Below are 25,056 nucleotides of genomic sequence, written 5' to 3'. Positions count from 1 at the left end.
CGAGCCCCTATCCCTGTGACGGGGCCGCTGGAGGAACTTCATGACAAACACGCCGATCTTCTTGCTGGGCCTCGCGCTTCTCGTCTGGTCCTTCAACAGTTCGCTGATCGCCAGCGCACCGGAGGGCGAGACGAAGCTTCTGGCGCATCGCGGCGTCCACCAGACCTATGGCCGTGAAGAGCTCGACAACGACACCTGCACGGCGACGCTGATCGATCCGCCGACACACGATTATCTGGAAAATACGGTTGCCGGCATGCAGGCCGCCGTTGCGGCGGGTGCCGCGGTCGTCGAGATCGACGTGCACCTGACGCCCGACAAGAAATTCGCGGTCTTCCACGACTGGACGCTCGATTGCCGCACGAACGGCCAGGGCGTGACCGAGGAGACCGACAGCGCAGTGCTGAAGACGCTCGACATCGGCTACGGCTATACGGCGGATGGCGGCAAGACCTATCCGTTCCGCGGCAAGGGCGTCGGGCAGATGCCGATGCTGGAGGATATCTTCGCCGCCAATCCGGCAGGCCCGTTGCTGATCAATTTCAAGAGCCGGCGGGCGGAGGAAGGCGAGGCGCTCGCGGCATTGCTGAACGCCAACCCGGCCTGGCGCGAAAAAGTCTTCGGCGTCTATGGCGGGGGCGAGCCGACGGATGCGGCGCTTGCCGCCCTGCCCGGCCTCAAGGGGTATACCCGCACGTCGGCCAAGGATTGCCTGCTGCACTACCTCGCCAGCGGCTGGATCGGCTATGTGCCGGAGGCCTGCCGCAACACGCTGGTGCCGGTGCCGAGCAACTATGCCTGGCTGCTCTGGGGCTGGCCGAACCGCTTCATGACCCGCATGCGCGACGCTGGCAGCGACGTCATCCTCGTCGGCCCCTATTCCGGCGGCGGTGGCTCGGCCGGCATCGACACGGCCGAACAGGTGCAAGACCTGCCGGAACAATTCCCCGGCTATATCTGGACGAACCGCATCCTGGAGATCGGCCCCGCCATCAAGGCGCGGCCGTAACCGTCACGACGTCGGGAAATCGAGGCCCATCTCGCGGAAGCGGGCCGGGTCGTCGCCCCAGTTCTCGCGCACCTTCACGAAGAGGAAGAGGTGCACGGGCTGTTCGAGGATTTCCGACAGTTCCTTGCGGGACGCCATCGAGATCGCCTTGATCGCATCGCCGTTCTTGCCGAGCGCGATCTTCTTCTGGCTGTCGCGCTCGACATAGATGACCTGCTCGATGCGCACCGAGCCGTCCTTGCGCTCTTCCCAGTTTTCCGTCTCGACATGCGAGGAATAGGGAAGCTCCTGGTGCAGGCGCAGGAAGAGTTTTTCACGGGTGATCTCGGCTGCGAGCTGGCGCATCGGCAGGTCGGAGATCTGGTCTTCCGGATAGTACCACGGGCCTTCCGGCAGGGCGGCGGCGAGGTAGTCCATGACGTCGTCGCAGCCCGAGCCGGTCAGCGCCGACACCATGAAGGTGCGCTCGAAGGACACGACCTCGTTCACCGCGGCCGTGAGCTTCAGGAGGTCCTCCGGGTTCACCCGGTCGACCTTGTTCAGCACGAGGATTTTTGGCTGGTGGACCTCTTTCAGACCCTCCAGGATCTTCTCCGCATCACCCTTCAGGCCCCGCTCGCTGTCGATCAGGAACATGATGAAGTCGGCATCCTTGGCGCCGCCCCAGGCGGTCGTCACCATGGCGCGGTCGAGCCGGCGGCGCGGCTTGAAGATGCCGGGCGTGTCCATGAAGACGATCTGCGCATTGTTGTGGATCGCGATGCCGCGCACGATGGCGCGCGTCGTCTGCACCTTGTGGCTGACGATCGACACCTTGGCGCCGACGAGGCGGTTGACCAGCGTGGACTTGCCGGCATTGGTCGCACCGATCAGGGCGACGAAGCCCGAATGGGTCGGGCCCTCGCCGTTCGTGCTGCTCTCGGCGGGGTTTGTGTTTTCTTCGGTCATATTTTCCGTCAATCCGCGGTTTGGCTCTTCGGCCAGACGCCTTCGCGTTCCAAAATCTTCGTCGCGGCCGCCTGTTCGGCGGCCCGTTTCGAGCGGTCGATGCCGGTTTCCGGCTTCACGCCCTTGACCTCCACCGTCACGGTGAAGCGGGGATCATGATCCGGGCCGGAGCGCTCGTCCACCCGGTAGTGCGGCGTCACGCCGAACCTGGCATGCGCCCATTCCTGCAATTCGGTCTTGGCGTCGCGCCGCGCGCCTTCGGCGCGTTCCGCCCTGCCCTGCCAGTTGCGCAGGATGAAACCCCGCGCCGCTTCCAGCCCGCCGTCGAGGTAGATCGCGGCGATCAGCGACTCTACCACATCGGCGCGCACATTCAGCATGGCTTTTCCGGTGAGTTTTTTCACATCCGCCCCGGTGCGGATGAAGCGATGCAGTTCGAGATCGTCGGAGACCGCGGCACAGCTTTCGGCGCTGACCAGCTGGTTCAGGCGCACGGAAAGCTCGCCCTCCTTCGCATCGCGGAAGGTGCGAAACAGCATCTCGGCGATGCACAGCCCGAGTACGCGGTCGCCCAGGAACTCCAGCCGCTCGTAATTGCTGCCCTTGCCCGACTGGGCGCTGGCATGGGTGATCGCGCGGTCGAGACGGTCCTTGTCGGTGAAAACGTAGCCGATCAAGTCTTCGAGAACCTTGCGGTTCGCGTCGTTCAGCGGGATGGCGCCCTTCATTCAACAACCTTGAAGAGGCGGTCCCAGCGCAGATTCGTCGGCCACTTCCAGATTTCGCTGAAGGACGTGTCGTTGCCGAGCGAGAAGAAGATCAGGCTCGCGCGGCCGATCAGGTTCTCCGCCGGAACGAAGCCGACGTCGAAGCGGCTGTCGGCCGAGTTGTCGCGGTTGTCGCCCATCATGAAATAATGGCCTTCCGGCACGATGAATTCGCGCGTGTTGTCGCCGACGGTGCCGGGGCGCGTATCCAGGGTGTCGTAGGTCGTGCCCGTGTCGAGCGTCTCGCGGAACACCGGCACGTCCTCGCCGGTATCGTACTGGTCGTCGGCGCGGAAGAAGCCGTCCTGCTCGCGCTTCACCGCCACGCCGTTGATGTAGAGCTCGCTGTCGCGCACCTGGACGCGGTCGCCCGGCAGGCCGACGAGGCGCTTGATATAGTCGATGTCCGGGTTCGGCGGGAAGCGGAAGACGACGATGTCGCCGCGCGCCGGTTCGCTCGCGAAGATGCGGCCGGAGAACAGGTTCGGCGAGAACGGCAGCGAATATTTCGAATAGCCGTAGGAGAACTTGTTGACGAAGAGATAGTCGCCGACGAGCAACGTCGGCATCATCGAGCCCGACGGGATGGTGAAGGGCTGGAAAAGCACCGTGCGGATCACCACGGCAAGCAGCAGCGCCTGAATGATGACCTTGACGTTTTCCCACAGGCCGCTCTGGGCCTTCTCAGTCTTCTCTGCCACGCCGGATCTGTCCTTATCTGCAAACATGGGGCCCTCTATAGAGGAAAGGTTGCGTGTTGGAAATCGTGTCGGTCAAAAAGACGCGGGGTGCCGGTTATCCGGGCGCGAACTGCTGGCAAAGCCCGCCAACCCCTCCTCCGTCATGGTCGGGCTTGACCCGACCATCCACTGCCGCGGGTGCCGCGTGGATCCTCGGGTCAAGCCCGAGGATGACGTCAGTGGGTGGGGCAAGGTTCGTCAGCAAACCACACCCTATCCGGGCGTTCCGGCCGGCAGCGCCTCGATGATCACGAAAGCTTGTGCCAGCGGAAAGTCATCCGTGATGGTGATGTGGATGCGCGGCTCGTGGCCCTCGGGCATCATCGCATTCAGCCGTTCGAGCGCGCCGCCGGTGAGCTTCATCGTCGGCTTGCCGCCCGGCAGGTTGACCACGCCCATGTCCTTCCAGAACACGCCCTGCGCCAGGCCCGTACCAAGCGCCTTTGAACAGGCCTCCTTGGCGGCAAAGCGCTTGGCATAGGAGGCCGCGCGGTTCTTGCGGCGGTCGGATTTCGTCCGCTCGATCTCGGTGAAGCAGCGCTGGGTGAAGCGCTCGCCGAACCGCTCCAGCGACTTCTCCACCCGGCGGATGTCGATGAGGTCGCTGCCGATGCCGATGATCATAGGGGTTTTTCTCCGCGGGAAAGGACGGGATGGGCGGATACCAGGCCGGCGCGCTCCAGGAGCCGCGCGTGGCGCCGCGCCTTGAAGGAGCGCACGGCAAAACGCGTCGCGCCATAGGCAAGCGCTGCTGCCGTGATGCCGAGAAGGCCCGCACCGGCCAGCATCGGCTTCAGCACGGGCTGCCACAGCTCGGAAAGCTGGAGATGCTCCAGCCGATGGAACAGTTCGGCCGCCGTGACCGCTTCGGCGGACTGGATGCCGAGCAGTACCTCGCCGAGCCGGAAGGTCGCGAGCGCGATCAAGGGAATGGTAACTGGGTTGGCGATGGTCGTCGCGAGGGCCGCCGCCAACAGGTTGCCGGCGAAAAGATAGGCCAGCGCCAGCGCCAGAATGACGTGAAAGCCGAGAAGCGGCGTAAACGCGGAGAAAGTGCCGGCCGCAACCCCCGCGGCAACCGCGTGCGGCGACGCGGACAGACGCAGGATTCGCTTGGCGAGGTAGCGCGCGGGACGCGTCAACCCCTTGCGCGGCCAGAAGAATTCGCGCAATCGGTCGGGCCAGGTGGCCTTCTTTCGGCGTCTGAACAACATTGCCCAGACATAACCGATCCGTTAGTGGCATTTCAATGGCGCCTGGATGACACCGCGTAGACGCCAGCGGTCACGGTGGCGCAAGCAGGCTGCGCCACATGATCCGGTCAGATATTAGTAGTTCTTGCGGAAGAGGCCGCGGTCGATCTGACGCTGGCGGTATTCCAGGTCGATCCGGTCGATTGCGCCGTTGAGATAGGCGGTTTCGCGCTCTTCGCTCGAAGGGATGCGCAGGGCGCGGGTAAAGTTCTTGAACTGCTTCAGCATGGTAAACCTCGTATCGGTTGACCTCCCGAGACAGAAGATAGTTTATCGCGCCAAAGTTACCAGCGACACTATTCCATTGCAGCCATGCGAACGGCGCATAACGGCTGGTCAAAACTTGGGCAAACCTGCCTCAAACGAGGCAGGTTGCCACAAATTTGCATAGAAACCGTCATGTAAAGACCCGGCTGATCGTCGAGACGCACTGAAGTTCCTTGAGCTGGCCCATCAGCTGGTTGAGCTGGCGGAGATCCCAGACCTCCAGGTCGATATGGACCTCGGTAAAGTCGGCCGCCACCCGCGTCATCGACATGGAGCGGATGTTGACGTCGCTGGTGGCGATCGTCTGGGTGACTTCGGCGAGCGTGCCCGGCTCGTTCAGCGCATTGATCATGATGCGCGCCATGAAGCGGGTGTTGTTGGCCTCGTCGAGGTCCCAGCGCACGTCAATCCAGCGCTCCGGCTCGTCGTCGAACTTTTGCAGCGCCGGTGACTGGATCGGGTAGATGGTTATGCCCTTGTCCTTCTCCATGATGCCGACGATGCGATCGCCCGGCACGGCGCCGCCGGCGGAGAAATGCACCTCGGCATTGCCGGAAAGGCCGCGGATCGGCAGCGCCTCGGGGCCGGTCTCGGTCGCAGCCTCCGCCAGCGCCGCCTTGGTCTTGCCGGGCAGCTTGAAGACCATGCCGGCAGCGCTGCGCATATTGAACCAGCCGTCGCCGGAGCTCGGCTTCACCGTCACGCGCTCGTCCTGGTAATCCGGGAAGACCGCACGCAGCACGTCGAGCGAGGACAGTTCGCCACGCCCGACGGCGGCGATGGCGTCCTCGACGTCCTTGTGGCCGAGCCGGTGCAGCACCGGCTTCAGCCCGTCGCGCGAGAAGGATTTTCCCGCACGGTCGAAGGTGCGCTCCAGAATGCGGTAGCCGAGGCCGGAATATTGCTTGCGCACGGCGGCGCGCGTGGCGCGGCGGATGGCGGCGCGCGCCTTGCCGGTGACGACGATCTCTTCCCAGGCCGGCGGCGGCACCTGGATGCCGGAGCGGATGATTTCCACCTCGTCACCGTTGTTGAGGCGGGTGACGAGCGGCATGATGCGGCCGTTGATCTTGGCGCCGACGCAGGTGTCGCCGATATTGGTGTGCACCGCATAGGCGAAATCGATGGGTGTGGCGCCGCGCGGCAGCGTGATGAGCTGGCCCTTCGGCGTGAAGGTGAAGACCTGGTCCTGGAAGAGTTCGAGCTTGGTGTGCTCGAGGAATTCTTCCGGATTGTCGCCTTCCGCCAGCGATTCGATCGTCCGGCGTAGCATGGCGTAGGCGTTGGAGCGCGGCGAGCGGGTCTTCTCCTCGCCGTTCGTGCTGTCCTTGTCCTTGTAGAGCGAATGGGCGGCGATGCCGTATTCGGCGATCTCGTGCATGCGCTTGGTGCGGATCTGCAGCTCGATGCGCTGGCGCGACGGGCCGACGATGGTCGTGTGGATCGACTGGTAGTCGTTCTGCTTCGGCGTCGAGATATAATCCTTGAACCGGCCCGGCACGACCCGCCAGCGCGTGTGCACGATGCCGAGGGCGGCGTAACAGCCGGGAATGTCGTCGACGAGGATGCGGAAGGCGTAGACGTCGGAAAGCTGCTCGAAGGACAGCGACTTCGACTGCATCTTGCGGAACACCGAATAGGGCGTCTTCTGCCGGCCCTTGACCAGCGCATCCGAGAGACCGTTGGTGACGAGCAGCTCGCGCAATTCGTCCTCGATCTTGCGGATCAGGCCCTCGTTGCGCTGGGAGAGTTCCTCCAGCTTGCGCGTGACGGTCTCGAAGGCTTCCGGGTTGATGTGGCGGAAGGAGAGATTTTCCAGCTCCTCGCGCATGTCCTGCATGCCCATGCGGCCGGCGAGCGGCGCATAGATATCCATCGTCTCTTCGGAAATGCGGGCGCGCTTTTCCGGCGTCATGTGGTCCAGCGTGCGCATGTTGTGCAGCCGGTCGGCGAGTTTGACGAGAAGCACGCGCACGTCGTCGGAGATCGCCAGCAGCAGCTTGCGCAGGTTTTCCGCCTGCTTGGCCTTCTTGGAGACGAGGTCGAGCTTCTTGATCTTGGTGAGGCCTTCGACCAGCGCGCCGATATCCTCGCCGAACAGTTCGTCGATTTCCGCGCGGGTCGCGCTGGTATCCTCGATCGTGTCGTGCAGGAGCGCGACTGCGATCGTCGATTCGTCGAGGCGCATGTCGGTCAGGATGGCGGCGACTTCGAGGGGATGCGAAATGTAGGGATCACCGCTCGCGCGCTTCTGCTGGCCATGTTTCTGCATCGCATAAACATAGGCCTTGTTCAGCAGCGCCTCGTTGGCTTCCGGCTTGTACTTCTGAACCCGTTCGACGAGTTCATATTGACGCATCATTCTCGGTCGGCTCCTTCCCGGTCCAGCGCCGGGCAAAAAAAAGTGCGCCCCGACCTTAAGAGGGGCGCACCGACATTCGCAATATCAACGGCTTCGGTAAAGTGACCGAAATCAGTAGTCGTCGCTCTTTTCCGGCGGCACGAGGCCTTCGATGCCGGCCAGCAGCTCTTCTTCCGACATGCGGTCGAAGGCGATGGTTTCCGGCTGGTCCTCGTCCTCGTCGGCGCTGGCCGTCGTGGTTTCGGTGTCGGCGGCAAGGCTTGCCGGATCGGGCTCGGGCTCGTCCACTTCGACATGCTTCTGCAGCGAGTGGATCAGGTCTTCCTTGAGGTCGTCCGGCGAAAGGCGCTCGTCGGCGATTTCGCGCAGCGCCACGACGGGGTTCTTGTCGTTGTCGCGGTCGATGGTGATGGCGGCGCCCTGCGAAATGAGGCGGGCGCGATGGCTTGCAAGGAGAACCAGCTCGAAGCGGTTGTCTACCTTGTCAATGCAATCTTCAACGGTGACACGGGCCATTGCCTGTCCTTTGTGATCGAGAATTTCAGGGGTTTGCATGCCCGATACAGCCAATGGACGGAAAATTCAAGTTTTTCCTTATCCCGCCCCGTTTTGGCGTGTCGTAAGGCAGCCCATGTAACTTGTGATTGATGCCTCACCTAACGGTAGGTGAAAAGCCCAAATATCCGACAAATAGGGTAAGGCGCGGGAACTATTTTCCAATTCGACACGTCTCGATTTTACTGAAACGATACCGCACGGAAAAATGACAGCCGCAACCTAGATTTGCTTGGAAAGCAAGCCGCACTGCCCTAAATGAAGATTATATGAAAAAGAGTTAATTCAACCGGGTAGTGCATCCGGACAGGCTGATACTTGGCCTGGGCTCAATCGTTTACCCCAACGTCTACTTAAAGGATTGCCCAATATGTTCGACCCCCGCGAGAAAATCGCCCTCTTCATCGACGGTGCAAATCTCTATGCGGCGTCCAGAACTCTCGGCTTCGACATCGATTACAGAAAACTTCTGAAGGCCTTCCAGAAACGCGGCTACCTGCTGCGCGCCTATTACTACACGGCGCTGATCGAAGACCAGGAATATTCCTCCATCCGCCCGCTGATCGACTGGCTCGACTATAACGGCTACAAGGTCGTCACCAAGCCCGCCAAGGAATTCACCGACTCGCTCGGCCGCCGCAAGATCAAGGGCAACATGGACATCGAGCTCGCCATCGATGCGATGGAGCAGTCCGAGACGGTGGACCACCTCGTCATCTTCTCCGGCGACGGCGATTTCACCACGCTCGTCGAGGCGTTGCAGCGCCGGGGCCGCAAGGTCTCCGTCGTCTCCACCATGCAGACCCAGCCGCCGATGATCGCCGACGACCTGCGCCGCCAGGCCGACTATTTCATCGACCTCGGATCGCTGAGAGCCGAGATCGGCCGCGACCCCTCCGAGCGCCCGCAGCGCAATGTGGAACCCGCGGAAAACGTCGTCGAATAAGCTGACGCTCAGGAACGGAACAGAAAACCCCGGCCGCACGCGACCGGGGTTTTCTTTTTGGACCTGCGGAAACCCCCGAAAACCGGGGGTTTCAAGGCTTCGTTAAACATTGAATCAAATAGGCCCACCGGCCATTAAGCTTCCTCAAGACTCCCCTGATATTCCCAATACCGGACAGTCATTTCGCATTGGAACATCGGGGCAATGGTGGACGCAGTATCGCTTTCGGCAAACAGCTATCGGGCAGTCTCGACCGCGCTCGAGACCCGTCCGGCCGTCGCAGCCCTTGCCGCGCTCGCCGCGCCGCAGCCGGTCACCCAGGTTTCGACGCCCTCGGAGGCAGCCGAAGACATCGGCGATCTCAGCTTTCTCTATGCGCCGAGCGGCCTGCCGGGCATTTCCGCCCTGCCCGCCTATGCCGTGCCGCCTGCCCAGGCGACGACCGACGAGCGCGTCAGCAACGGCCGCAACCCGACCGCGCGCCTTGCGATCGAAAGCACCGACCTCAACAGCCTGATGTCGTCGTTCCTGACGCCGCGCACGCCAAGCGCCAACCCGGCCGCCTCGCCGGACGTGCCGCCGGAGGTCAACAACGAACAGCTCGCCCGCACAGCGCGCCAGTCCGTCATTGCGCAGCTCTACAGCCAGTTCTAAGCAATTCCGGCAAAAGTGTATCTAAGGGAAAACGAAGGACGCCTTAGCCGCGATCGCGCAGAAGGCGGCCCTTCTGGCGATTCCAGTCGCGTTCCTTCTCCGTCTCGCGCTTGTCGTGCAGCTTCTTGCCCTTGGCGAGCGCGAGTTCGAGTTTCGCCCGGCCGACATCGTTGAAGTAGACCTTCAGCGGCACAAGCGTCATGCCTTCCCGGTTGATCGCGATGCGCAGGCGATTGATCTCGCGCTTGGAGAGCAGGAGCTTGCGGCGCCGGCGCGTCTCGTGGTTGAAGCGGTTCGCCTGGAGATATTCCGGCAGGTAGGAATTGATCAGCCAGATCTCGCCGCCCTCGTCCGACGCGTAGGATTCCGCGATGTTCGCCTTGCCTTCGCGCAGCGATTTGACCTCCGTGCCGGTCAGCACGATGCCGGCCTCGTAGGTATCGATGATCTCGTAGTTGAAGCGGGCCTTGCGGTTCTCCGCCACGATCTTCTTGATCGTCGATGGCTTCCTGGGCGTCGTTTTGGGCGTTACTGGACGGGGTTTTGTTATCATATCAATTCAATAGGCCGGCATGGCGAAGCGCTGCGTCGATCGCTGCCTCCGTCGCCGGCTCCAGGGTCGGGATGAGCGGCGAGCGCACGAAGCGGCTCAGGCCGCGGGTGCGGTTCAGCGCATATTTCGCGCCGCAAAGACCCGGCTCGATGAAGATCGCCTTGTGCAGCGGCATCAGCTTGTCCTGGTATTCGAGCGCCGCGGCATAATCGCCGGCCAGCGTCGCCTCCTGGAATTCGGCACAGAGCCGCGGCGCGACATTGGCCGTCACCGAGATACAGCCGACGCCGCCATGGGCGTTGAAGCCGAGCGCGGTGGCGTCTTCGCCGGAAAGCTGGACGAAACCCTTGCCGCAGGTGATGCGCTGCTCGGAAACGCGCTCGATCTTGCCCGTCGCATCCTTGACGCCGACGATCGACGGATGCGCCTTATGCAGTGCACCCATCGTCTCCGGCGACATGTCGACCACCGAGCGGCCGGGAATGTTGTAGATGATGATCGGCAGCTTCACGCTTTGGGCAATCGCCGCGTAATGGGCGAAAAGGCCCTTCTGCGTTGGCTTGTTGTAATAGGGCGTGACCACGAGGACCGCATCCGAGCCCGCCTTTTCGGCGTGCTGGGCAAGGTCGATCGCTTCCTTGGTGTTGTTCGAGCCGGCACCGGCGATGACCGGCACGCGGCCGGCAGCCACCTTGATGCAGAGTTCCACCACCCGTTTGTGCTCGTCATGCGACAGCGTCGGCGATTCGCCGGTGGTGCCGACCGGCACGAGGCCGTGGCTGCCTTCGCTGATCTGCCATTCGACATGCGCGGCAAAGGCGTCTTCGTCGACGGCGCCGGCATCGGTGAACGGGGTGACGAGAGCGGGAATGGATCCCTTGAACATCGAGAACTCCTGAGACCAGAGCCGCCCGGAGGCTTACATGCTTTGGCCGTATTCCGTGGTTAAAAACTGCCGCACAATAATCATGTGACAGTCATGCGGCAAGCGGCGCGAGGGGCGTTTTTCATGCATGATCAAGGCGAAAGGATGCGCAACGAAGAATATTCGTGCCGCGTGATCCGTCGCCTGCATGTCAGCCGCCTTCACGGCTTAGTGAGCGCGGCCGGTAAGGCTTCGTTAAGGCAATAAAGGGTTAATGATTGTCAAAGATCAGGCGGGAAGAGACGCTTCTGATGTGCCGCCTGTCAGGCATCCGGGATGTGACATGATCTCGAGAAACAGTTTTGCCCTTTGCGCCTTGCTTCTTGCCGGAGTAACAGGCCTTGCGCTGCGCTCCTCGCCCGTCGAGGCGGACAACACCACGACCTCGTCGATAAAGCCGCTCGGCTTTGCCGCCGACATGCCGTCGAAGGACATCATCACCAACGCCATTCCGCGCGCCGACAGCGTGCAGGCGGTGAGCGCGGAATTGCGCGAAGGGCTCGACGCGCTTTCTAACCGCGATGCGGCCGCCGCCATCGTTGCACGCAACCGCCTTTCCTCCGACAGTCTCGACCGGCATATCCTGACGTGGGCGATCGCTGTCTCCGGCCAGCGCGGCGTGCCCTCCTGGGAAATCGCCAACGCCCAGCGCGAATTGAAGGGCTGGCCGGGGCTGAAGGCGCTGCGCGCCAATTCCGAGCGCGCGCTTGCCCGCGAAAATCCGGCGAGCGCCGATGTGCTCGCCGCCTTCGGCACGACGCGGCCGGAAACGCCGGAAGGCGCCCTCGTGCTCTGCCGCGCGCTCGTCGCGACGGGTGATGCGGCGCGCGCCGCGGACATCCTGCGGTCCTTCTGGCAGAAGGAGCCGCTTTCCAAGGAGCTGGAAAGCAAGGCGCTCGAAGAATTCGGCACGCTGCTGACCGCCACCGACCACAAGATGCGCATGGAAATGCTGCTCTATCGCGACCGCACCGACCAAGCGCAGCGCTTTGGCGATCTCGGCAAGGCTCAATCGCTCTATCGCGCCTGGGCGGCCGTCATCCGCAAGAACAAAACGGCCGGCACGCTGATCAAGGCCGTCGATGCCGGCTGGCAGAAGGACCCGGCCTATACGTTCCTGCGCATTCGGCACCTGCGCAACCAGGAAGAATATCGCGCGGCGGCAAAACTCTTCGCCGCCATGCCGGAGGACCCGGCGCGCCTGATCAATCCCGGCGCCTGGTGGAACGAGCAGCGTATCGTCAGCCGCGGCCTTGCCGATCTGGGCGACTACAAGGATGCCTACCGTGTCGCCGCACGCCACGGGGCGGACGATCCGACGGACATCGTCGAGGCGGAATTCCACGCCGGCTGGTATGCGCTGCGCGATCTCGGTGATGCGAAGACCGCCGCGAGCCATTTCCAGCGCATCCTGCAAGCCTCGGATCGCCCGCTTTCCGTATCGCGTGCCTGGTACTGGCTGGGACGGGCGGCGGAAAAGGGCAACCCGGCCGAGGCGAAGGACTATTTTGCCAAGGCGGCGAATTTTCCCGGCACCTTCTATGGCCAGCTCGCCGGCGCAAGGCTCGGCCGCACGGCGCTGAACGTCGCCTATCCGACGCCGACCACGGAAGAGCGCACGCGTTTCCAGCAGCGCGAAGCCGTGCAGGCGATTGCCCGCTTGCAGGCGGCCGGCCACGGATGGCGCGGCGAAAGCCTTTATCGCGCGCTGGCCGGCGAGTTGATGAGCCCGGGCGAGCTCGCGCTTCTGGCGGCACAGGCGGAAAAGGGCAGCAACCACCAGCTTTCCCTGCAGATCGGCAAGATTGCCTTCGGGCGCGGCATCGATGTCGCCGCACTCGCCTTTCCGATTGGCGTCATTCCGGACGGCGCCAACATTTCAGGCTCCGGCAAGGCGCTCGCCTATGCGATCGCGCGCCAGGAAAGCGCCTTCAACCCGGCCGCCGTCTCGCCCGCCAATGCGCAGGGCCTCCTACAACTGATGCCCGGCACCGCGCAGGGTGTAGCGAAACGTTATGGTCTGGCCTATTCCAAGGAGCGGCTGACGACGGACGCCGCCTATAACGCGACGCTCGGCGCCCATTATCTCGGCGAGCAGATTAGCGATTTCGGCGGCTCCTATGTGCTCACCTTCATCGCCTACAATGCCGGCCCGCGCCGCGTGCCGCAGTGGATCGCACGTTATGGCGACCCACGCGGAAAGCCGATCGACGAGGTCGTCGACTGGATCGAGCGCATCCCCTTCTCCGAAACACGCGGCTATGTGCAGCGGGTCATGGAGAATTACCAGGTCTACAAGACCCGGCTCGGCCAGAAGGCCGATATCGTGCACGACCTGAGCGTCGGCCGGTAAGCGAGCGGCGGGCCGCGTCTTGCCCTCGGCAAGCGGTCCCTCTAGGCTAGCCTTCTCGGATGTCCGGCAGGACACCTTCCCCCTCGGTCAGGCGGATGCAGCTACATGAATGAATTCGAAAGCCGTTTCTTCCCAGCTGAAGACGGATTGATGCTTCATGCGCGCGACTACGCGGCAAAAGCAGAGACCCGGCGCGTGCCGCTCGTCTGCCTGCCCGGCCTCAGCCGCAACGTGCGGGATTTCCACCAGCTTGCTCTGCTCGTCTCGCAGGATCCCGTCGCACCCCGCCGGGTGATCGCGCTCGACTATCGCGGCCGCGGCCTTTCCGGCTATGACGAGACCGCTGCAAACTACAATGTCGCCATCGAATGCCGGGATGTCATCACCGTCTGCACAGCGCTCGGCCTGGAGCACTGCCTTTTCGCAGGCACGTCACGCGGCGGGCTGATCCTGCATATCATGGCCGCGGTGAAGCCGGACCTCATTGCCGGTGCTGTTCTCAACGATATCGGCCCGGAAATCGAGGCGGACGGTCTCAGGGAAATTCGCGACTATCTCTCCGGGCGCTCCGTTCTGGAGAATCTTGATGCAGCCGCCGACCTGCTCCGCGATATCCATGGCGCGTCTTTCTCTGCCCTTTCCCCCGCCGATTGGCGCGACATGGCAGAGGCGATCTACGCGGAAAAGGAAGGCCGGCTCGTTCCCGACTATGATCCGAAGTTGACGGACCAGTTGCAGGCCATCGATTTCTCAAAACCCCTGCCGACGCTCTGGCCGCAATTCGAGCTTCTGGCGAAAAAGCCGCTGCTTGTCGTGCGCGGGGAACATTCCCGTCTCTTCACCGAACAGTCGCTCGCCCGGATGGCCGCTCAGGCCGAAACGGTCAAAACCGTGGTCGCACCGGGTCAGGGCCACGCCCCTCACCTGCACTACGCCGCCGTCTTCCCATCGGTCCACGCGTTCCTCGCCGGATTCTGACGGGTCAACAAGACTGTAATTCCAAGTCTCATCGTGCACCGCCAGCTAACGCTGGAAAAGGTCGTGCGCGTCCAGCCGATACCATGCCGAAAACGAAAAAGACCCGGCTCGAAAGCCGGGTCTCCCATCACTGACAGAAGTCAGATCAGATTAGAACGAACGCTGCAGACGGACGAAGCCCGACCACTGGTCGCCACCGGCGCCCTTGTTGCCAACGCCGTTGTCAACATCCGTGTACTGGAGGCTGATCTTGGTGGTCAGGTCCGTGACGATCGTGTAGTCGAGCGTCAGGCCAGCGCGCCAAGCGTCGCGGCTACCGCGGTAGTCGCCGGAGGCGTCGTAATCAAGCGTGCCCCAGTACTGGAAGCCGGGGGTGATTGCCAGCTTTTCAGAGAGGTTAGCCTTGTACGATGCAGCAACCGACCACTCGGAAGCATCCCAGTAACGGCTTGCGCCCGAAGACCAGACAGCAGCAGCCTGCAGGGTGCCCGGACCGACGTCAGCGGAAACGAGGCCGCGGATGGCGCCGTTTTCAGCGTCGAAGTCGTACGAACCGAGCAAGTCAGCGCTTACGGCGCCGAACGAACCGGTGACAACACCCGAGATGCCGAGGCCGTCTTCGAATTCAACAAAGCCGTTCTTGGCGTTGCTGAAGGATTCGAGAGCAACGGTAGCAGCGAAAGCGCCGCCTTCGTACTTGTAGGATACAGCATTCAGCAGCGTGTCGCCGCCGATGATGTTGAAGATCGTGCCGTCGAGAACGTCGGTCTCGCCGTTGATGCCCTTATCCCATTCCGTGTAGAAGTAACCAGCCTTGAAGCCGCCGAGCTGGATCCATGCGCCGTCAAGGAAGACGTCCTGGTGGGAGTCAGCCTGAAGGTCGATGTGACCGGTCAGCGTGCCGAGCTCGGTGTCGCTCTTGGCGTCAAGCGAGAGGTAACCACGGGTACGAGCGCGGTAGCCCCAGTCGTCGCCGTTCGGGCCAGCCGAATCTTCAGCGAAGTCTACCTGGAAACGGACGTAGCCGCTGATCTGCAGGCAGGTTTCGGTACCCGGGATGTAGAAGTAACCCGTGCCGAATGCGTCGCAAACGCGAACGTATTCCATCGGCTCCGGCTCGGCAGCAACGATAGCGTCGGCAGCCTGGGCGCCGGATACTGCTGCGAGTGCAGCAGCGGAGCCGATAAGAAGGCTCTTGATGTTCATTTCTGACCTCCAGTCAAAAAGTTTCAAACGGGTCTGGGTTTTTTGCTGAAGGACAGCGTTCCCTGCCCCATCCCCAAGTTCAGGAAGCGGACGATCAACCGCCCCTGCTTCCGAACCTGAAAATACAAGACGCGCTTCCGTAAGCAATCTCCAAACTGAAAGGAGGCGGGGTTTGTGTCAGCCTTCGCCACGCGCTGTTGCGCAAAGGACACAAAATGGCGGACCGGATCGCTAAAAGTTTATGGATCCTTAACAAAAATCCTTATGAAGCGGGCACTTAGCCTAGCTCGCCGGCTGTATAACCCTGCCTTAGACCGGGCGAAATAAGGGCAAAGGCCGCGCTTTGAGGTGGCGGAGACGCATTTTCCCGCGTCCGCTTGTTTATCACAGTTAGACCGGCATGACCGAAAGCAGGAATCGGTAGCGGTGGTTTTCGCGGTCGATTCGGGTGATTCACGCAACGGAATTTTGAGTCGGCGATCAAAGGGTCTTCAGCGCACATGAAGAAACCGACCACCTCAGCAGCAAGCAGCCTCCCGCTCTTCCTTATATATAACGCTGACAACGCCCACCGTCCGCAGCGCCATCGTCGGCGGGCAGGTGATCGTCATCCCATAGAATGAAGGATTCTCTATTCTTGATTTTGGCCAGCGACTTTGTCGCGAAGGACAATGCTTGCCACCGGACACACAATTGTCAGCCGCGGCGCCTGCCGTTTGGTTACCGAGCCCTGGAATAAATCATAATGGCGAAGCCCACGCCCATGCCGATATAGCAAATCCATGTCAGAACCTCCTGCCAGCGCTTAGGGGTCAAACGGTGGACTTCCTCGTCGCCTGGCCCGCCGTTGCGCGTCTGAAGCCCGAACAGGCCGAGCGTGCGGTGGGTGGCCTCGTGGTCGATCCTCGTATCCTTTATCGTTCCGCCGATGATGCGCCCCAGCAGATAGCGCTTCATGCCGGCGATGAACGCCCCCAGAAAGAACGTGTTGAGCGTGAAAGAGAACGCAAGCAGGATGGCGAGCCCGATGAAGAACAAAGTCCAGTCGTTCATGTGCTCGCTCGCCCCCGGCTTACCATCGTTGTAGGGACACGGCCGATCTCACCGATGTATTCGAATGGCGCCGGACTTTTTAACGCGGTCTTTTAAGGTGTGGCGGCGATCCCAGGCACTACCGGTGCAACTTGGAAGACGGGCGCACCGATTGGAAACGCATAGTTGGCTGCAACTCTACCCTATCACTGTTGGACCACATGCCACGCCTCATGAGGCAAGTGTCGCTCTTGCCCAGGCGCGATAAAGATATTGCTTCCCTGGGCGTACGCGTGCGCTTGGAGCTGAGCAGGCTGGCTGGCTCCCGAAAGAGTGTCCGTGAGGCCAGCGGCGGATCCGGGCTTTGTAGAGGGGACGCTCAAAAGTGCGGCGGCTGCGACCTGCTCCGGCGACGGGGGGCCTGCGTAGCGAATGGTGCGAATTGTGCCGTCTTTGTACTTGCAGGCTTTGATATAGCCCGCCGCTTTGTCCGCAACGTGCCTGTCGGCCGCATAAATGTCGATGGAGTCTAAACTTGAAGCGGTGCGGAGCTGCGCTTCAAGTTGGTTTTCGATCGCGTAGTTGCTGGTGCTACGGTCCACAACGATGATGATCATATCAAATCCCCTATCCTCGTTGTCGAGATCCAACCACCGAAGGATTAGGATAATGGAAATGGAAGCGTTTGCCGTTAAGTGCTGAAGCCGGTTATGCTCGGGCGGGCAATGACTTGAGGCGATTCCGGAGACATCGTCGTGTCCTGAGGAGGCTCAGGAATGACTTCTGGCGCGGCGGGATATCGCGGACGATCTACCCTATACCCGAAGGCCTCGATCTCGGCGTCTGAGAAGCGCCCTTGATTGCGAAGCTCTTTCATCGTCATCGCGATCAGTTCGCTATCGCTGGCGTGGCGGCCGTCCTGTCCGAGAAGATTCGCGCCATTAAGGGGTATAACGGCCAGCAGCTCGTGGCCACCGCCACCGGCTTTATAGACTCGGACGACAATTTCTCTCATGCCTGTCTCCATATAGGTGAGTAGCATTAGAGACGGCACGTTCTGGCCAACCAATCTATTCTGCTTCGAATGGACAATTTGGGACGGGGTAAAGGCAGCGGCGCATAGCCCGAAACGAATCAGGCGCTGTGTGGCGGAAATTCGACCAGAACGAGGAAACACAGGCCTGCGCGGCGGCGCTAGCCATGCAAATGCGAACAACAGGTATATGAAGTTGGGAAGCGCCTTAGCCATCCGTAATCAGATAGCAAAATCCATACGCTAAGGAGAATGACTGGCGGAGAAGAAGGGATTCGAACCCTCGATACCGTTTCCGGTATACTCCCTTAGCAGGGGAGCGCCTTCGACCACTCGGCCACCTCTCCGCTCGCGGTCCTGATAGGGCCAAAGCCCTCACGGATCAAGAGCTTTTTCGATTTTTCACGCAATCGGGCGCTTTATACATATGGCGGCTTCCCGCGGGCCGGAACGGCTTGGAATCGGCATGACCGGCCCTCACCCTCACAAATTTTCCCCCGGCGGCCTCGAAAATGCCTTCTGTCTCCCCACTTTGTTCAAGAGCGGTTCAGCTTGCCGGCGCTAAAAGTCGGACAACAGCAGATGAATGAGAAAGGAACGAGGACATGGCGTTTGTATATAAGGGCACGAACGGCGATGATTACGTCGTCCAGAACTCGCGCACCGAGGTTGAAATCTACACCTATGGCGGCGATGACGAGATTGTTCTGAATCGGACCGACAGCCGTGGCGGCCTCAACTATGTGGAAGCCGGCAGCGGCGACGACCTGGTGCGCAACAGCTTCGAAGGCGGCAACGACATCTTCCTCGGCTCCGGCAACGACATCTACAAACACAGCGGCGCGGCCAAGGCGAGCGGTGAATATGACGTCGTCAGCGGCGGCGATGGCAATGACCGGTTCGAAGTGAAGACGCTCGCCAGCGACTACAAGGGCGACGCCGGCAACGACACCTTCTATTCCGTCGGCTACCGCAATTCGTTCAATGGCGGCTCCGGCACCGACACGGTCAACTATTCGCTGCAGGATTCGAGCAGCGAAGAAGGCCGCGGCATCTATGTCGACCTCGATGAGGGTTTTGCCCGCGCCGTCAGCGGCCGCAACGAGGAGCTCCGGAGCATCGAGAATGCGACCGGCACCAACTCTAACGACACGCTGATCGGCACCGGCGGCAACAACATTCTGCGCGGCGGCAACGGCAACGACCAGCTCGAAGGCCTTGGCGGCAATGACCGGCTCTATGGCGGTGCCGGCAAGGACGTCATCTACGGCGACAGCGGCAATGACGACCTCTATGGCGACAGCGGCAACGACCGTCTCTACGGCGGCTCGGGCAATGATGACCTGGTCGGCGGTTCCGGCAACGACCTGCTGGTCGGTGACAGCGGCAACGACTTTCTCGTTGGCGGCTCCGGCGCCGATACGTTCCGCTTCCTGCGCACCTCCGACAGCAAGGTCGGCTCGCAGCGCGACGTCATCGACGACTTCAAGCCGGACAGCCAGGACGACGTGATCGACCTGCGTGACATCGACGCCAGGACCGACAGAAGCGGCAACAACTCCTTCACCTTCATCGGCAAGGACGCGTTTTCCGGCACGTCGGGCGAATTGCGCTACTCCGGCACGATCATCTCCGGCGACGTCAATGGCGATGGCCGGGCGGATTTCGAGATTGACGCGGGCCTGACGCGCTACTATTCGAACGACTTCCTGCTCTAAGCTCCGCCCCCGGCACAGGGGGCGCTCCCGAGCTTGTCATGCCGCACGCGCCAGCAACGCGTGCGGCATTTCTCATTTCAGGGCCTTACTTTAGCGGCACCGGCAAGGCGCGCAGCGCATCGTTCAGCCAGGTCCAGATCCTGTCCGGTTCGACCGAATCATCCTCCCCACGCAGAATCGCCAGCAGCTGGCGGTAGCGGCCCATGCGGCTGGATTGTTTTTCGTATTGGGCGAACTGCCAATCGAGGAAGGTGCGATCCGGCTCGCGGCCCATCGCACGCGCCGAATCGTCGAGCCAGGGAGCGGCGATGACCTGTGCTTCCGCCGCTTGCGGCGATATCCCTTTCGCGATGGCCGCCTGGGCGGCCTCATAGGTTCTCAGCGCGGCGTCGCGGTAGGCGGCCGGGTCGAAGGCGCCGGTCCAGAAGGCGGCCATCTCCGTCTTGAGCTCGCGGGCGAAATCCTCGTCCTCCAGCATGTCGGCGAGTTCCGTCCAAGCGGCGATCTGGTCCGGCGTGGGGTCGTCCGGCAGGTCGGGAACGCTCGTCTCGATCATCCGGTGGCGCCAGTCTTCGTCCATCGCGGCCCCTTCGGCGATCCGTTCGACGAAACGTTCGACGAGGGCATGCATGTCTTTGTTGCTTCGGTTTGCCATCGTCCAAAACCTCCTCAGGTCAGCATCGGCAGGGTTCGGGAGGCGAAGCGTTGCACGCAGCACGGCGGCCATCCGGCGCCTTGCCGCTATTTCCGTTTCGAGAATCGCAAGCCGGGCCTGCAATACCTCGGCAAGACTCAGCCGGCGGCCGATCAGCTTGCCGATAGCGGCAAGGCCGACGCCCGCCTCGCGCAGCGCGCGGATGAGGTCCAGTCTCGCCGCATCCGTCTCGCTGTAGATGCGGTAGTTTCCCGCCGAGCGGTCGCTCGGCAGCAGGCCCTTGTCGGAATAATAGCGGATGCGTCGGACGGATTGCCCCGAAAGCCGCGCCAATTCGCCGATCGTGTAAAACTTCGCTCCCATGGCATCCCCACTACGGCCTCCACCCGGTGGAGGGTCAAGGACCGATTCGCGCGGATTTTCGCCGGCCAAACGAAAACCGCCAGCGACGGTGGTCGCTGGCGGTTTCTTGCGGATGCTGATCCGTGTCAGGTGCGGGCGGCGAGACGGTCGATGGCGTTCTGCGTCGATGCGCCGAAATCGCCGTCGATCGGGCCGTTGTAGTAGCCGCGCTGCTTGAGGATCGACTGGAACTCCTTGCGGAACTGCGGCGTGAAGTTTGCCGGAGAACCCTTGAGCTCCTGGAGCTTGCCCTGGTCGCCGCCTTCGACGCTGGCAGCGGCCCAGCGGGCGGCTTCCTTGGCGTTGGCGCGCGTGCCGAGACCGTGGTCGAAGAGACGCGAGAGGTTGCCCATGGCGTAGGTGTTGCCACCGTTTGCGGCCTTCTCGTACCAGTCGCGGGCCTGGGCATAGTCCTGCGTCACGCCGTTGCCGACGTCGTAGAGCCAGCCGATCGAGGCCATCGAATAGTAGTCGTTGAAGCCGGCTGCCTTCTCGTACCACTTGCGGGCTTCGACATAGTCCACCGCGACGCCGAGGCCGGACTGGTAGGCATAGCCGACGGAGGACATCGCATTGACGTCGCCGCCTTCCGCGCCCTTCATGTACCAGTCGAGCGAGACGGTATAGTCGCGCGTCGTGCCAAGGCCTTCACGGTAGAACCAGCCCATCGTGGCCTGCGCATTGGCATAACCCTGTTCGGCGCCCTTGCGATACCACTTGATGGCCTCGTCATAGTCCTTGCGCGTGCCGTTATAGCCTTCGCGGTAGAGCCAGCCGAGGGAGGCCTGGGCATAGGGGTTGCCGGCGTTCGAGGCCTGCTCGAACATGCGGGTGCCCTTTGCCATGTCGACCGGGCCATCCGTGCCGTAGATCGAATACCAGGCAAGGTTGGTTAGGGCGTAGAGGTTCCCCTCGTCGGCTGCCTTCTGGTAGTGCTCACGCGCCTTGGAGAAGTTCTTTGCGGCGTCGTGGGCACGGCCCAGCATGTTGCGGATCGAGTTGTCCGACGGATTGGCATTGAGCGCCGCTTCGCAGACCGGGATCGCGCGGCCATAGTCGATCTGCGCGAAGAGCTTTCCGAGGAAGCCCGGGCGCAGGTTCGGTTCGCCGGCAAGTTCGTAGCACTGGTCGGCATCCGAACCGGAGAGCGTGACCGTCGACTGGCTGTTGTCGGTGGTGGTGGTCGTCGTCGACGACAGCGACGCGCTGTCGTTGCGGCCGGCGGCCAGCTTGTCGATCGCGGCGAGCGTTGCCGCGCCGAATTCGCCATCGGAAGAACCGCTGTAATAACCGCGTTCCCTCAGAAGGTTCTGCATTTCCTTGCGGAAGGCGACGGTGAAGTTGCCGGGGGTTTCCTTGAGCTCCTTCAGCTTGGCCTGATCGCCGCTTTCGACGCTGCCGGCTGCCCAACGGACGGCTTCCTTGGCGTCTGCCGGCGTGCCGAGACCCTGGTCGTAGAGGCGCGACAGGTTGCCCATGGCGTAGGCGCTGCCGGCGTTTGCGGCCTTTTCGTACCAGTAGCGGGCTTCGACATAGTCCTGCTTCACGCCGTTGCCGACGTCATAGAGCCAGGCGAGCGAGGCCATCGAGTAGGAATCGCCGATATTGGCGGCCTTCTCGTACCAGACCTTCGCTTCCGCATAGTCCTGCGCCGTGCCGAGGCCGTTCTGGTAGGCCCAGCCGAGCGAGGACATGGCGTTGGCGTCGCCGGCGTCTGCTGCCTTGCGATACCAGGTCAGCGACTGAACGTAGTCCTGCGAGACGCCGAGGCCCTCGCGGTAGAACCAGCCCATGGTCGCCATGGCATTGGCATAACCCTGGTTGGCCGACTGCTGATACCACTTCACCGCTTCGTTATAGTCCTGGCGCGTGCCGCCATAACCTTCGCGGTAGAGCCAGCCGAGCGATGCCTGGGCGTAGGAGTTGCCGGCGATCGAGGCCTTCTCGAACATCGACAGGCCCTTCGGCACGTCGATCGGGCCATCCGTGCCGTAGACCGAGAACCAGGCAAGGTTGGTGAGCGCATACATGTTGCCGAGGTCGATCGCCTTTTCGTAATTGCGACGGGCTTCGACATAGTTGCGGTCGGAATCGTGCGCGCGGCCGAGCAGGTTGACCAGCATGCCGTCGGACGGGTTCTCGTTGACGGCCTGCGCGCAGGCGGAAAGCGCCCGTTTGGCGTCGATCTTCAGGAAGTTGACCCCCATGAAGCCCGGAAGCGACTGCGGTTCGCCGGCGAGCAGGAAGCAATCCCGCGAGGCCGGCGTCTCCTTGGAGGTGGAGAGCTCGACGCTGAGGCCCTTCTTCGGCTCAAGGGCGGCAATCAGCTGTTCGGCGCTGCTGCGATGCGTGCTGTCGGGATAACGCTCGATGAAGCGCTGGAGCGCGGCCGCATCGGTCGATTCCTTCAGAGCGTCCCAGGCTATGCTCGCGGCATCCTGGCCGTCGTTCTGCGTCGCCTCCTGGAGGCTGGCGAGCTTCTTTTCCGCCAGCATCTTGTAGACCGGATCCTTGCCGTGCTTCGCGATGAAGGCGGCGATCAGGTCCTCGTCGGCGAGGTCGCGGATGTTCTGCCAGTCGGCAGCCGCTTCGGACTGGCCGTTCGGCGAGACCTCCTGCGTGTTGCCGCTGTTGGTGACGTTGATGTTGACTTCCTTGATGTTCAGGAAGATCTGCGCGCCACCGAGGGAGCCGTAGACGAAGGGCTCCTGCTCGCGATTTGTGGCTTCCACCACCTCGTCGCGCACCTTGCCGAGCGCGATGCGCACGTCGAGGCCGGGCTCCGTCAGATATTTCGAGAGTGCCGTGGCAAACGGGCTGTTCTTGCCCTCGCCATCGAGCGCCACCGTGCCCGCCTTCGAGGCGAAGGCGATCAGCGTATCGGCCGATTCGGGTTCGACGCGGGCGAGGCCGCGGGTCACGGCACGGGTGCCGATCGAACGCGTCATCGACTGCGAGAACGGATTGTTGCGGCAAGCATCGAGGATGAAGAGCTTCAGCTTCTTGGCGCCTTCGAGCGAGCGCTGCACGCGATCGATCGCCACGCTCTCGTCCTCGACGTCACGGTCGCTCTTCAGCGCCGCATCGACGGGGATGAGGTAGTTGACCCCGTTCATCTCCATGGCATGGCCGGAATAATAGACCACTGCCATATCCGCATCGGCAGACTCATCCTCAAACTCGCGCAGCGCCTTCACCATGGCGCCGCGGTCGAGATCGAGCACAGTCTTGACGGAATCGAAACCCGCTGCCTCGAACGAGGCGCGCATAAGCTCCACATCGTTCGCGGGGTTGTTGAGCTGAGCCGTCTCTTCGTATTTCTGATTGCCTATCAGCAGTGCAACGCGTTTCGCCTCTGCGGCGCCCACATTGAACACGACGACAGCAATCGAGACGAAGAGGACCGGCGCCCAGCGTCTCTGCATTTGCTTTAACATGCCCATCCCTCCGGCATTATTGCCGAGAGTATTACGTATGGCCCTCGCCGTTTCAATGAGGAGGCGACCGGATTTTTTTGGCCCGGTCGCCAGAAATTCATTCTGTGGCAATTTCCACCCAGCGGGCCTCGCGGAAAGATTGTGCCATGGCGTGCACGGATTTCTCGATGCGCAGGCCATGGTTGAAATCGATGGAATGCGACGCCATGCCCGCAATCGCAGCGATCAGTTCGCGGCATTCGATGACTTTCAGGTCGTTGAAGCCGAGGCCGTGTCCGGGGGCTGGAATGAACCGGTCATAGGGCTTGTGGTGCGGCGCCGTCAGGACTGTGGAAAAGCCCTGCTCGCTCGCCCTGCCCTCGGTCGTGTAGAGTTGGAATTCGTTCATGCGCTCCTGGTCGAAAAGGATCGTGCCCTTCGAGCCATAGACCTGCAGCGCGATGCGGCCCTTGCGGCCCCAGGCGGAGCGGTTGGCCATCAGCACGCCGGAAATGCCGCCGGGAAGGCGCATCAGGACGCTGGCGATATCGTGGTTCTCGACCGCGCGGCGGCCGCCGTCCTTCAGCGGGCGGTCGGCATAGGGTTTTGCCAGCGACGCGATCACCGCCTCGACATGGCCGAACAGGCTCCACAGCAGCGAGAGCGGGTGCACGGCGAAATCGTCGAGCGCGCCATAGCCGGAGGACGCCTCGCTCTTCCAGTAGAAGGCGGCTTCCGGATCGGCCATGAAGTCCTCGTCCATCTCGACGCGCACATGGTTCACCGTGCCGATGACGCCCTCGTCCAGCAGGGAGCGGATGTGCCGCATCACCGGGTTCTGGATGTAATTGTAGCCCATGACGGCAACCTTGCCGGAGGAGCGCTGGGCGGCGAGCATGCGCTCGGCATCGGCAAAGGCCGGCGCCATCGGCTTTTCGCACCAGACATGTTTTCCCGCTTCCAGTGCCGCGATCGCCATGTCGGCGTGGAACTGGTTCGGCGTCGTGACGGAGATCACGTCAACCTCCGGATCGGCCAGCAGGTCGCGCCAGTTGGCGGTCGATTTGGCAAAGCCGAATTCGCGGGCACGGCTTGCCGCAAGATCGGCATTGGCTTCGGCGAGGTGCACGAGGCGCGGCCGGTCGACATCGCCGAAGACCGTGCTGACATTGTTCCAGGCGAGCGCATGGCACTTGCCCATGTAACCCGTACCGATCAGTCCTATACCGAGGGCCTTCATGACGTCTCCTCCATCCGCTATATCGTTTGACACTATGTTTAGCC

24 protein-coding genes and 1 tRNA gene are annotated in these 25,056 nt (G+C 62.3%); 6 read left to right on the top strand and 19 right to left on the bottom strand.

Going from position 1 to position 25,056, the window contains the following annotated elements:
• The first annotated feature begins 40 nt into the window (after nucleotides 1-40).
• Nucleotides 41-1,009: a glycerophosphodiester phosphodiesterase family protein gene (locus tag J2Y63_RS04655; RefSeq protein WP_435265151.1), complete on the top strand. Its 969-nt coding sequence runs from the start codon at nucleotides 41-43 to the stop codon at nucleotides 1,007-1,009.
• Nucleotides 1,010-1,012: 3 nt separating this feature from the next.
• Here the strand turns inward: J2Y63_RS04655 and era are convergent, their stop codons facing one another.
• The 8 genes from era to rpoZ all read right to left on the bottom strand — a co-directional run bounded on the left by era (nucleotide 1,013) and on the right by rpoZ (nucleotide 7,862).
• A complete protein-coding gene (gene era / locus J2Y63_RS04650; protein ID WP_435265150.1) occupies nucleotides 1,013-1,957 on the bottom strand; it encodes a GTPase Era in 945 nt (314 codons plus the stop codon).
• A gap of 8 nt (nucleotides 1,958-1,965) precedes the next feature.
• Nucleotides 1,966-2,685 (bottom strand): ribonuclease III, encoded by a 720-nt coding sequence (gene rnc, locus J2Y63_RS04645; protein ID WP_435265149.1) that lies wholly within the window; start codon nucleotides 2,683-2,685, stop codon nucleotides 1,966-1,968.
• Complete coding sequence (lepB, locus tag J2Y63_RS04640; protein ID WP_256118775.1) at nucleotides 2,682-3,425, bottom strand: signal peptidase I; 744 nt, start codon at nucleotides 3,423-3,425, stop codon at nucleotides 2,682-2,684. Before lepB ends, rnc begins: the two co-directional genes overlap by 4 nt.
• Before the next feature lie 252 nt (nucleotides 3,426-3,677).
• Nucleotides 3,678-4,088 carry a holo-ACP synthase gene (acpS, locus tag J2Y63_RS04635; protein WP_256118774.1) on the bottom strand — a complete coding sequence of 137 codons (411 nt, stop codon included), beginning with the start codon at nucleotides 4,086-4,088 and terminating at the stop codon, nucleotides 3,678-3,680.
• Complete coding sequence (locus J2Y63_RS04630) at nucleotides 4,085-4,678, bottom strand: DUF2062 domain-containing protein (protein ID WP_435265148.1); 594 nt, start codon at nucleotides 4,676-4,678, stop codon at nucleotides 4,085-4,087. Before J2Y63_RS04630 ends, acpS begins: the two co-directional genes overlap by 4 nt.
• A gap of 114 nt (nucleotides 4,679-4,792) precedes the next feature.
• Entirely contained in the window at nucleotides 4,793-4,945 is a 153-nt protein-coding gene (locus J2Y63_RS04625; RefSeq protein ID WP_256118772.1) for a DUF3563 family protein, read from the bottom strand.
• A 169-nt stretch (nucleotides 4,946-5,114) separates the two neighbouring features.
• Entirely contained in the window at nucleotides 5,115-7,346 is a 2,232-nt protein-coding gene (locus J2Y63_RS04620) for a RelA/SpoT family protein (RefSeq protein ID WP_435265147.1), read from the bottom strand.
• A gap of 111 nt (nucleotides 7,347-7,457) precedes the next feature.
• Entirely contained in the window at nucleotides 7,458-7,862 is a 405-nt protein-coding gene (rpoZ, locus tag J2Y63_RS04615; protein ID WP_256118770.1) for a DNA-directed RNA polymerase subunit omega, read from the bottom strand.
• A gap of 409 nt (nucleotides 7,863-8,271) precedes the next feature.
• On the opposite strand from rpoZ, the gene J2Y63_RS04610 reads away from it, so the two are divergent.
• Nucleotides 8,272-8,847 (top strand): NYN domain-containing protein, encoded by a 576-nt coding sequence (locus tag J2Y63_RS04610; RefSeq protein WP_256118769.1) that lies wholly within the window; start codon nucleotides 8,272-8,274, stop codon nucleotides 8,845-8,847.
• A 204-nt stretch (nucleotides 8,848-9,051) separates the two neighbouring features.
• Nucleotides 9,052-9,501 (top strand): hypothetical protein, encoded by a 450-nt coding sequence (locus tag J2Y63_RS04605; protein WP_435265146.1) that lies wholly within the window; start codon nucleotides 9,052-9,054, stop codon nucleotides 9,499-9,501.
• A gap of 43 nt (nucleotides 9,502-9,544) precedes the next feature.
• Here J2Y63_RS04605 and smpB read toward each other — a convergent pair whose 3' ends face one another.
• From smpB to J2Y63_RS04590, 3 genes are read right to left on the bottom strand one after another with little or no spacing between them, the layout of a single operon-like run.
• Nucleotides 9,545-10,054: an SsrA-binding protein SmpB gene (smpB, locus tag J2Y63_RS04600; RefSeq protein ID WP_256118767.1), complete on the bottom strand. Its 510-nt coding sequence runs from the start codon at nucleotides 10,052-10,054 to the stop codon at nucleotides 9,545-9,547.
• A gap of 1 nt (nucleotide 10,055) precedes the next feature.
• On the bottom strand, nucleotides 10,056-10,940 hold the full coding sequence (gene dapA / locus J2Y63_RS04595) for a 4-hydroxy-tetrahydrodipicolinate synthase (protein ID WP_435265145.1): 885 nt from the start codon (nucleotides 10,938-10,940) through the stop codon (nucleotides 10,056-10,058).
• Between the two features lie 33 nt (nucleotides 10,941-10,973).
• Entirely contained in the window at nucleotides 10,974-11,129 is a 156-nt protein-coding gene (locus J2Y63_RS04590) for a hypothetical protein (protein ID WP_256118765.1), read from the bottom strand.
• A gap of 133 nt (nucleotides 11,130-11,262) precedes the next feature.
• On the opposite strand from J2Y63_RS04590, the gene J2Y63_RS04585 reads away from it, so the two are divergent.
• Nucleotides 11,263-13,332: a transglycosylase SLT domain-containing protein gene (locus J2Y63_RS04585; RefSeq protein WP_435265144.1), complete on the top strand. Its 2,070-nt coding sequence runs from the start codon at nucleotides 11,263-11,265 to the stop codon at nucleotides 13,330-13,332.
• A gap of 105 nt (nucleotides 13,333-13,437) precedes the next feature.
• Nucleotides 13,438-14,310 (top strand): alpha/beta fold hydrolase, encoded by an 873-nt coding sequence (locus J2Y63_RS04580; RefSeq protein ID WP_435265143.1) that lies wholly within the window; start codon nucleotides 13,438-13,440, stop codon nucleotides 14,308-14,310.
• Nucleotides 14,311-14,460: 150 nt separating this feature from the next.
• On the opposite strand, the gene J2Y63_RS04575 is transcribed toward J2Y63_RS04580, so the two are convergent.
• From J2Y63_RS04575 to J2Y63_RS04555, 5 genes are all read right to left on the bottom strand, one after another.
• Nucleotides 14,461-15,516: a porin gene (locus J2Y63_RS04575; RefSeq protein WP_256118762.1), complete on the bottom strand. Its 1,056-nt coding sequence runs from the start codon at nucleotides 15,514-15,516 to the stop codon at nucleotides 14,461-14,463.
• Nucleotides 15,517-16,236: 720 nt separating this feature from the next.
• Complete coding sequence (locus tag J2Y63_RS04570; RefSeq protein ID WP_435265142.1) at nucleotides 16,237-16,569, bottom strand: hypothetical protein; 333 nt, start codon at nucleotides 16,567-16,569, stop codon at nucleotides 16,237-16,239.
• A 185-nt stretch (nucleotides 16,570-16,754) separates the two neighbouring features.
• Nucleotides 16,755-17,165, bottom strand: a complete 411-nt coding sequence (locus J2Y63_RS04565) for a hypothetical protein (RefSeq protein ID WP_435265141.1) — start codon at nucleotides 17,163-17,165, stop codon at nucleotides 16,755-16,757.
• Between the two features lie 74 nt (nucleotides 17,166-17,239).
• Nucleotides 17,240-17,563 (bottom strand): hypothetical protein, encoded by a 324-nt coding sequence (locus J2Y63_RS04560; RefSeq protein WP_435265140.1) that lies wholly within the window; start codon nucleotides 17,561-17,563, stop codon nucleotides 17,240-17,242.
• A gap of 275 nt (nucleotides 17,564-17,838) precedes the next feature.
• A tRNA-Ser gene (locus J2Y63_RS04555) sits at nucleotides 17,839-17,928 on the bottom strand.
• A 258-nt stretch (nucleotides 17,929-18,186) separates the two neighbouring features.
• Between J2Y63_RS04555 and J2Y63_RS04550 the strand changes: the two genes are divergently transcribed.
• Nucleotides 18,187-19,299, top strand: coding sequence for a calcium-binding protein (locus J2Y63_RS04550; protein WP_435265139.1), 1,113 nt, complete (start codon nucleotides 18,187-18,189; stop codon nucleotides 19,297-19,299).
• Nucleotides 19,300-19,384: 85 nt separating this feature from the next.
• Here the strand turns inward: J2Y63_RS04550 and J2Y63_RS04545 are convergent, their stop codons facing one another.
• The 3 genes from J2Y63_RS04545 to J2Y63_RS04535 form a co-directional block, all read right to left on the bottom strand.
• Nucleotides 19,385-20,317, bottom strand: a complete 933-nt coding sequence (locus J2Y63_RS04545) for a MerR family transcriptional regulator (RefSeq protein ID WP_435265138.1) — start codon at nucleotides 20,315-20,317, stop codon at nucleotides 19,385-19,387.
• A gap of 125 nt (nucleotides 20,318-20,442) precedes the next feature.
• On the bottom strand, nucleotides 20,443-23,793 hold the full coding sequence (locus J2Y63_RS04540) for a caspase family protein (protein ID WP_435265137.1): 3,351 nt from the start codon (nucleotides 23,791-23,793) through the stop codon (nucleotides 20,443-20,445).
• Between the two features lie 97 nt (nucleotides 23,794-23,890).
• A complete protein-coding gene (locus J2Y63_RS04535; RefSeq protein ID WP_435265136.1) occupies nucleotides 23,891-25,012 on the bottom strand; it encodes a Gfo/Idh/MocA family protein in 1,122 nt (373 codons plus the stop codon).
• Nucleotides 25,013-25,056 lie beyond the last annotated feature (44 nt).

Origin of the sequence: Shinella sp. BE166 (assembly GCF_051201095.1) — a bacterium.
Taxonomy (GTDB): Bacteria; Pseudomonadota; Alphaproteobacteria; order Rhizobiales; family Rhizobiaceae; genus Shinella; species Shinella lacus.
Note: the sequence above shows the minus strand (reverse complement) of the source record. Positions and strands in the feature narration are given on the sequence as shown.

Coding starts and splice junctions, on each gene's coding strand:
- J2Y63_RS04655 (WP_435265151.1), top strand. CDS start 41: ATGACAAACACGCCGATCTTCTTGCTGGGCCTCGCGCTTCTCGTCTGG.
- era (WP_435265150.1), bottom strand. CDS start 1,957: ATGACCGAAGAAAACACAAACCCCGCCGAGAGCAGCACGAACGGCGAG.
- rnc (WP_435265149.1), bottom strand. CDS start 2,685: ATGAAGGGCGCCATCCCGCTGAACGACGCGAACCGCAAGGTTCTCGAA.
- acpS (WP_256118774.1), bottom strand. CDS start 4,088: ATGATCATCGGCATCGGCAGCGACCTCATCGACATCCGCCGGGTGGAG.
- J2Y63_RS04630 (WP_435265148.1), bottom strand. CDS start 4,678: ATGTTGTTCAGACGCCGAAAGAAGGCCACCTGGCCCGACCGATTGCGC.
- J2Y63_RS04625 (WP_256118772.1), bottom strand. CDS start 4,945: ATGCTGAAGCAGTTCAAGAACTTTACCCGCGCCCTGCGCATCCCTTCG.
- J2Y63_RS04620 (WP_435265147.1), bottom strand. CDS start 7,346: ATGATGCGTCAATATGAACTCGTCGAACGGGTTCAGAAGTACAAGCCG.
- rpoZ (WP_256118770.1), bottom strand. CDS start 7,862: ATGGCCCGTGTCACCGTTGAAGATTGCATTGACAAGGTAGACAACCGC.
- J2Y63_RS04610 (WP_256118769.1), top strand. CDS start 8,272: ATGTTCGACCCCCGCGAGAAAATCGCCCTCTTCATCGACGGTGCAAAT.
- J2Y63_RS04605 (WP_435265146.1), top strand. CDS start 9,052: ATGGTGGACGCAGTATCGCTTTCGGCAAACAGCTATCGGGCAGTCTCG.
- smpB (WP_256118767.1), bottom strand. CDS start 10,054: ATGATAACAAAACCCCGTCCAGTAACGCCCAAAACGACGCCCAGGAAG.
- dapA (WP_435265145.1), bottom strand. CDS start 10,940: ATGTTCAAGGGATCCATTCCCGCTCTCGTCACCCCGTTCACCGATGCC.
- J2Y63_RS04590 (WP_256118765.1), bottom strand. CDS start 11,129: ATGCAGGCGACGGATCACGCGGCACGAATATTCTTCGTTGCGCATCCT.
- J2Y63_RS04585 (WP_435265144.1), top strand. CDS start 11,263: ATGATCTCGAGAAACAGTTTTGCCCTTTGCGCCTTGCTTCTTGCCGGA.
- J2Y63_RS04580 (WP_435265143.1), top strand. CDS start 13,438: ATGAATGAATTCGAAAGCCGTTTCTTCCCAGCTGAAGACGGATTGATG.
- J2Y63_RS04575 (WP_256118762.1), bottom strand. CDS start 15,516: ATGAACATCAAGAGCCTTCTTATCGGCTCCGCTGCTGCACTCGCAGCA.
- J2Y63_RS04570 (WP_435265142.1), bottom strand. CDS start 16,569: ATGAACGACTGGACTTTGTTCTTCATCGGGCTCGCCATCCTGCTTGCG.
- J2Y63_RS04565 (WP_435265141.1), bottom strand. CDS start 17,165: ATGATCATCATCGTTGTGGACCGTAGCACCAGCAACTACGCGATCGAA.
- J2Y63_RS04560 (WP_435265140.1), bottom strand. CDS start 17,563: ATGAGAGAAATTGTCGTCCGAGTCTATAAAGCCGGTGGCGGTGGCCAC.
- J2Y63_RS04550 (WP_435265139.1), top strand. CDS start 18,187: ATGGCGTTTGTATATAAGGGCACGAACGGCGATGATTACGTCGTCCAG.
- J2Y63_RS04545 (WP_435265138.1), bottom strand. CDS start 20,317: ATGGGAGCGAAGTTTTACACGATCGGCGAATTGGCGCGGCTTTCGGGG.
- J2Y63_RS04540 (WP_435265137.1), bottom strand. CDS start 23,793: ATGTTAAAGCAAATGCAGAGACGCTGGGCGCCGGTCCTCTTCGTCTCG.
- J2Y63_RS04535 (WP_435265136.1), bottom strand. CDS start 25,012: ATGAAGGCCCTCGGTATAGGACTGATCGGTACGGGTTACATGGGCAAG.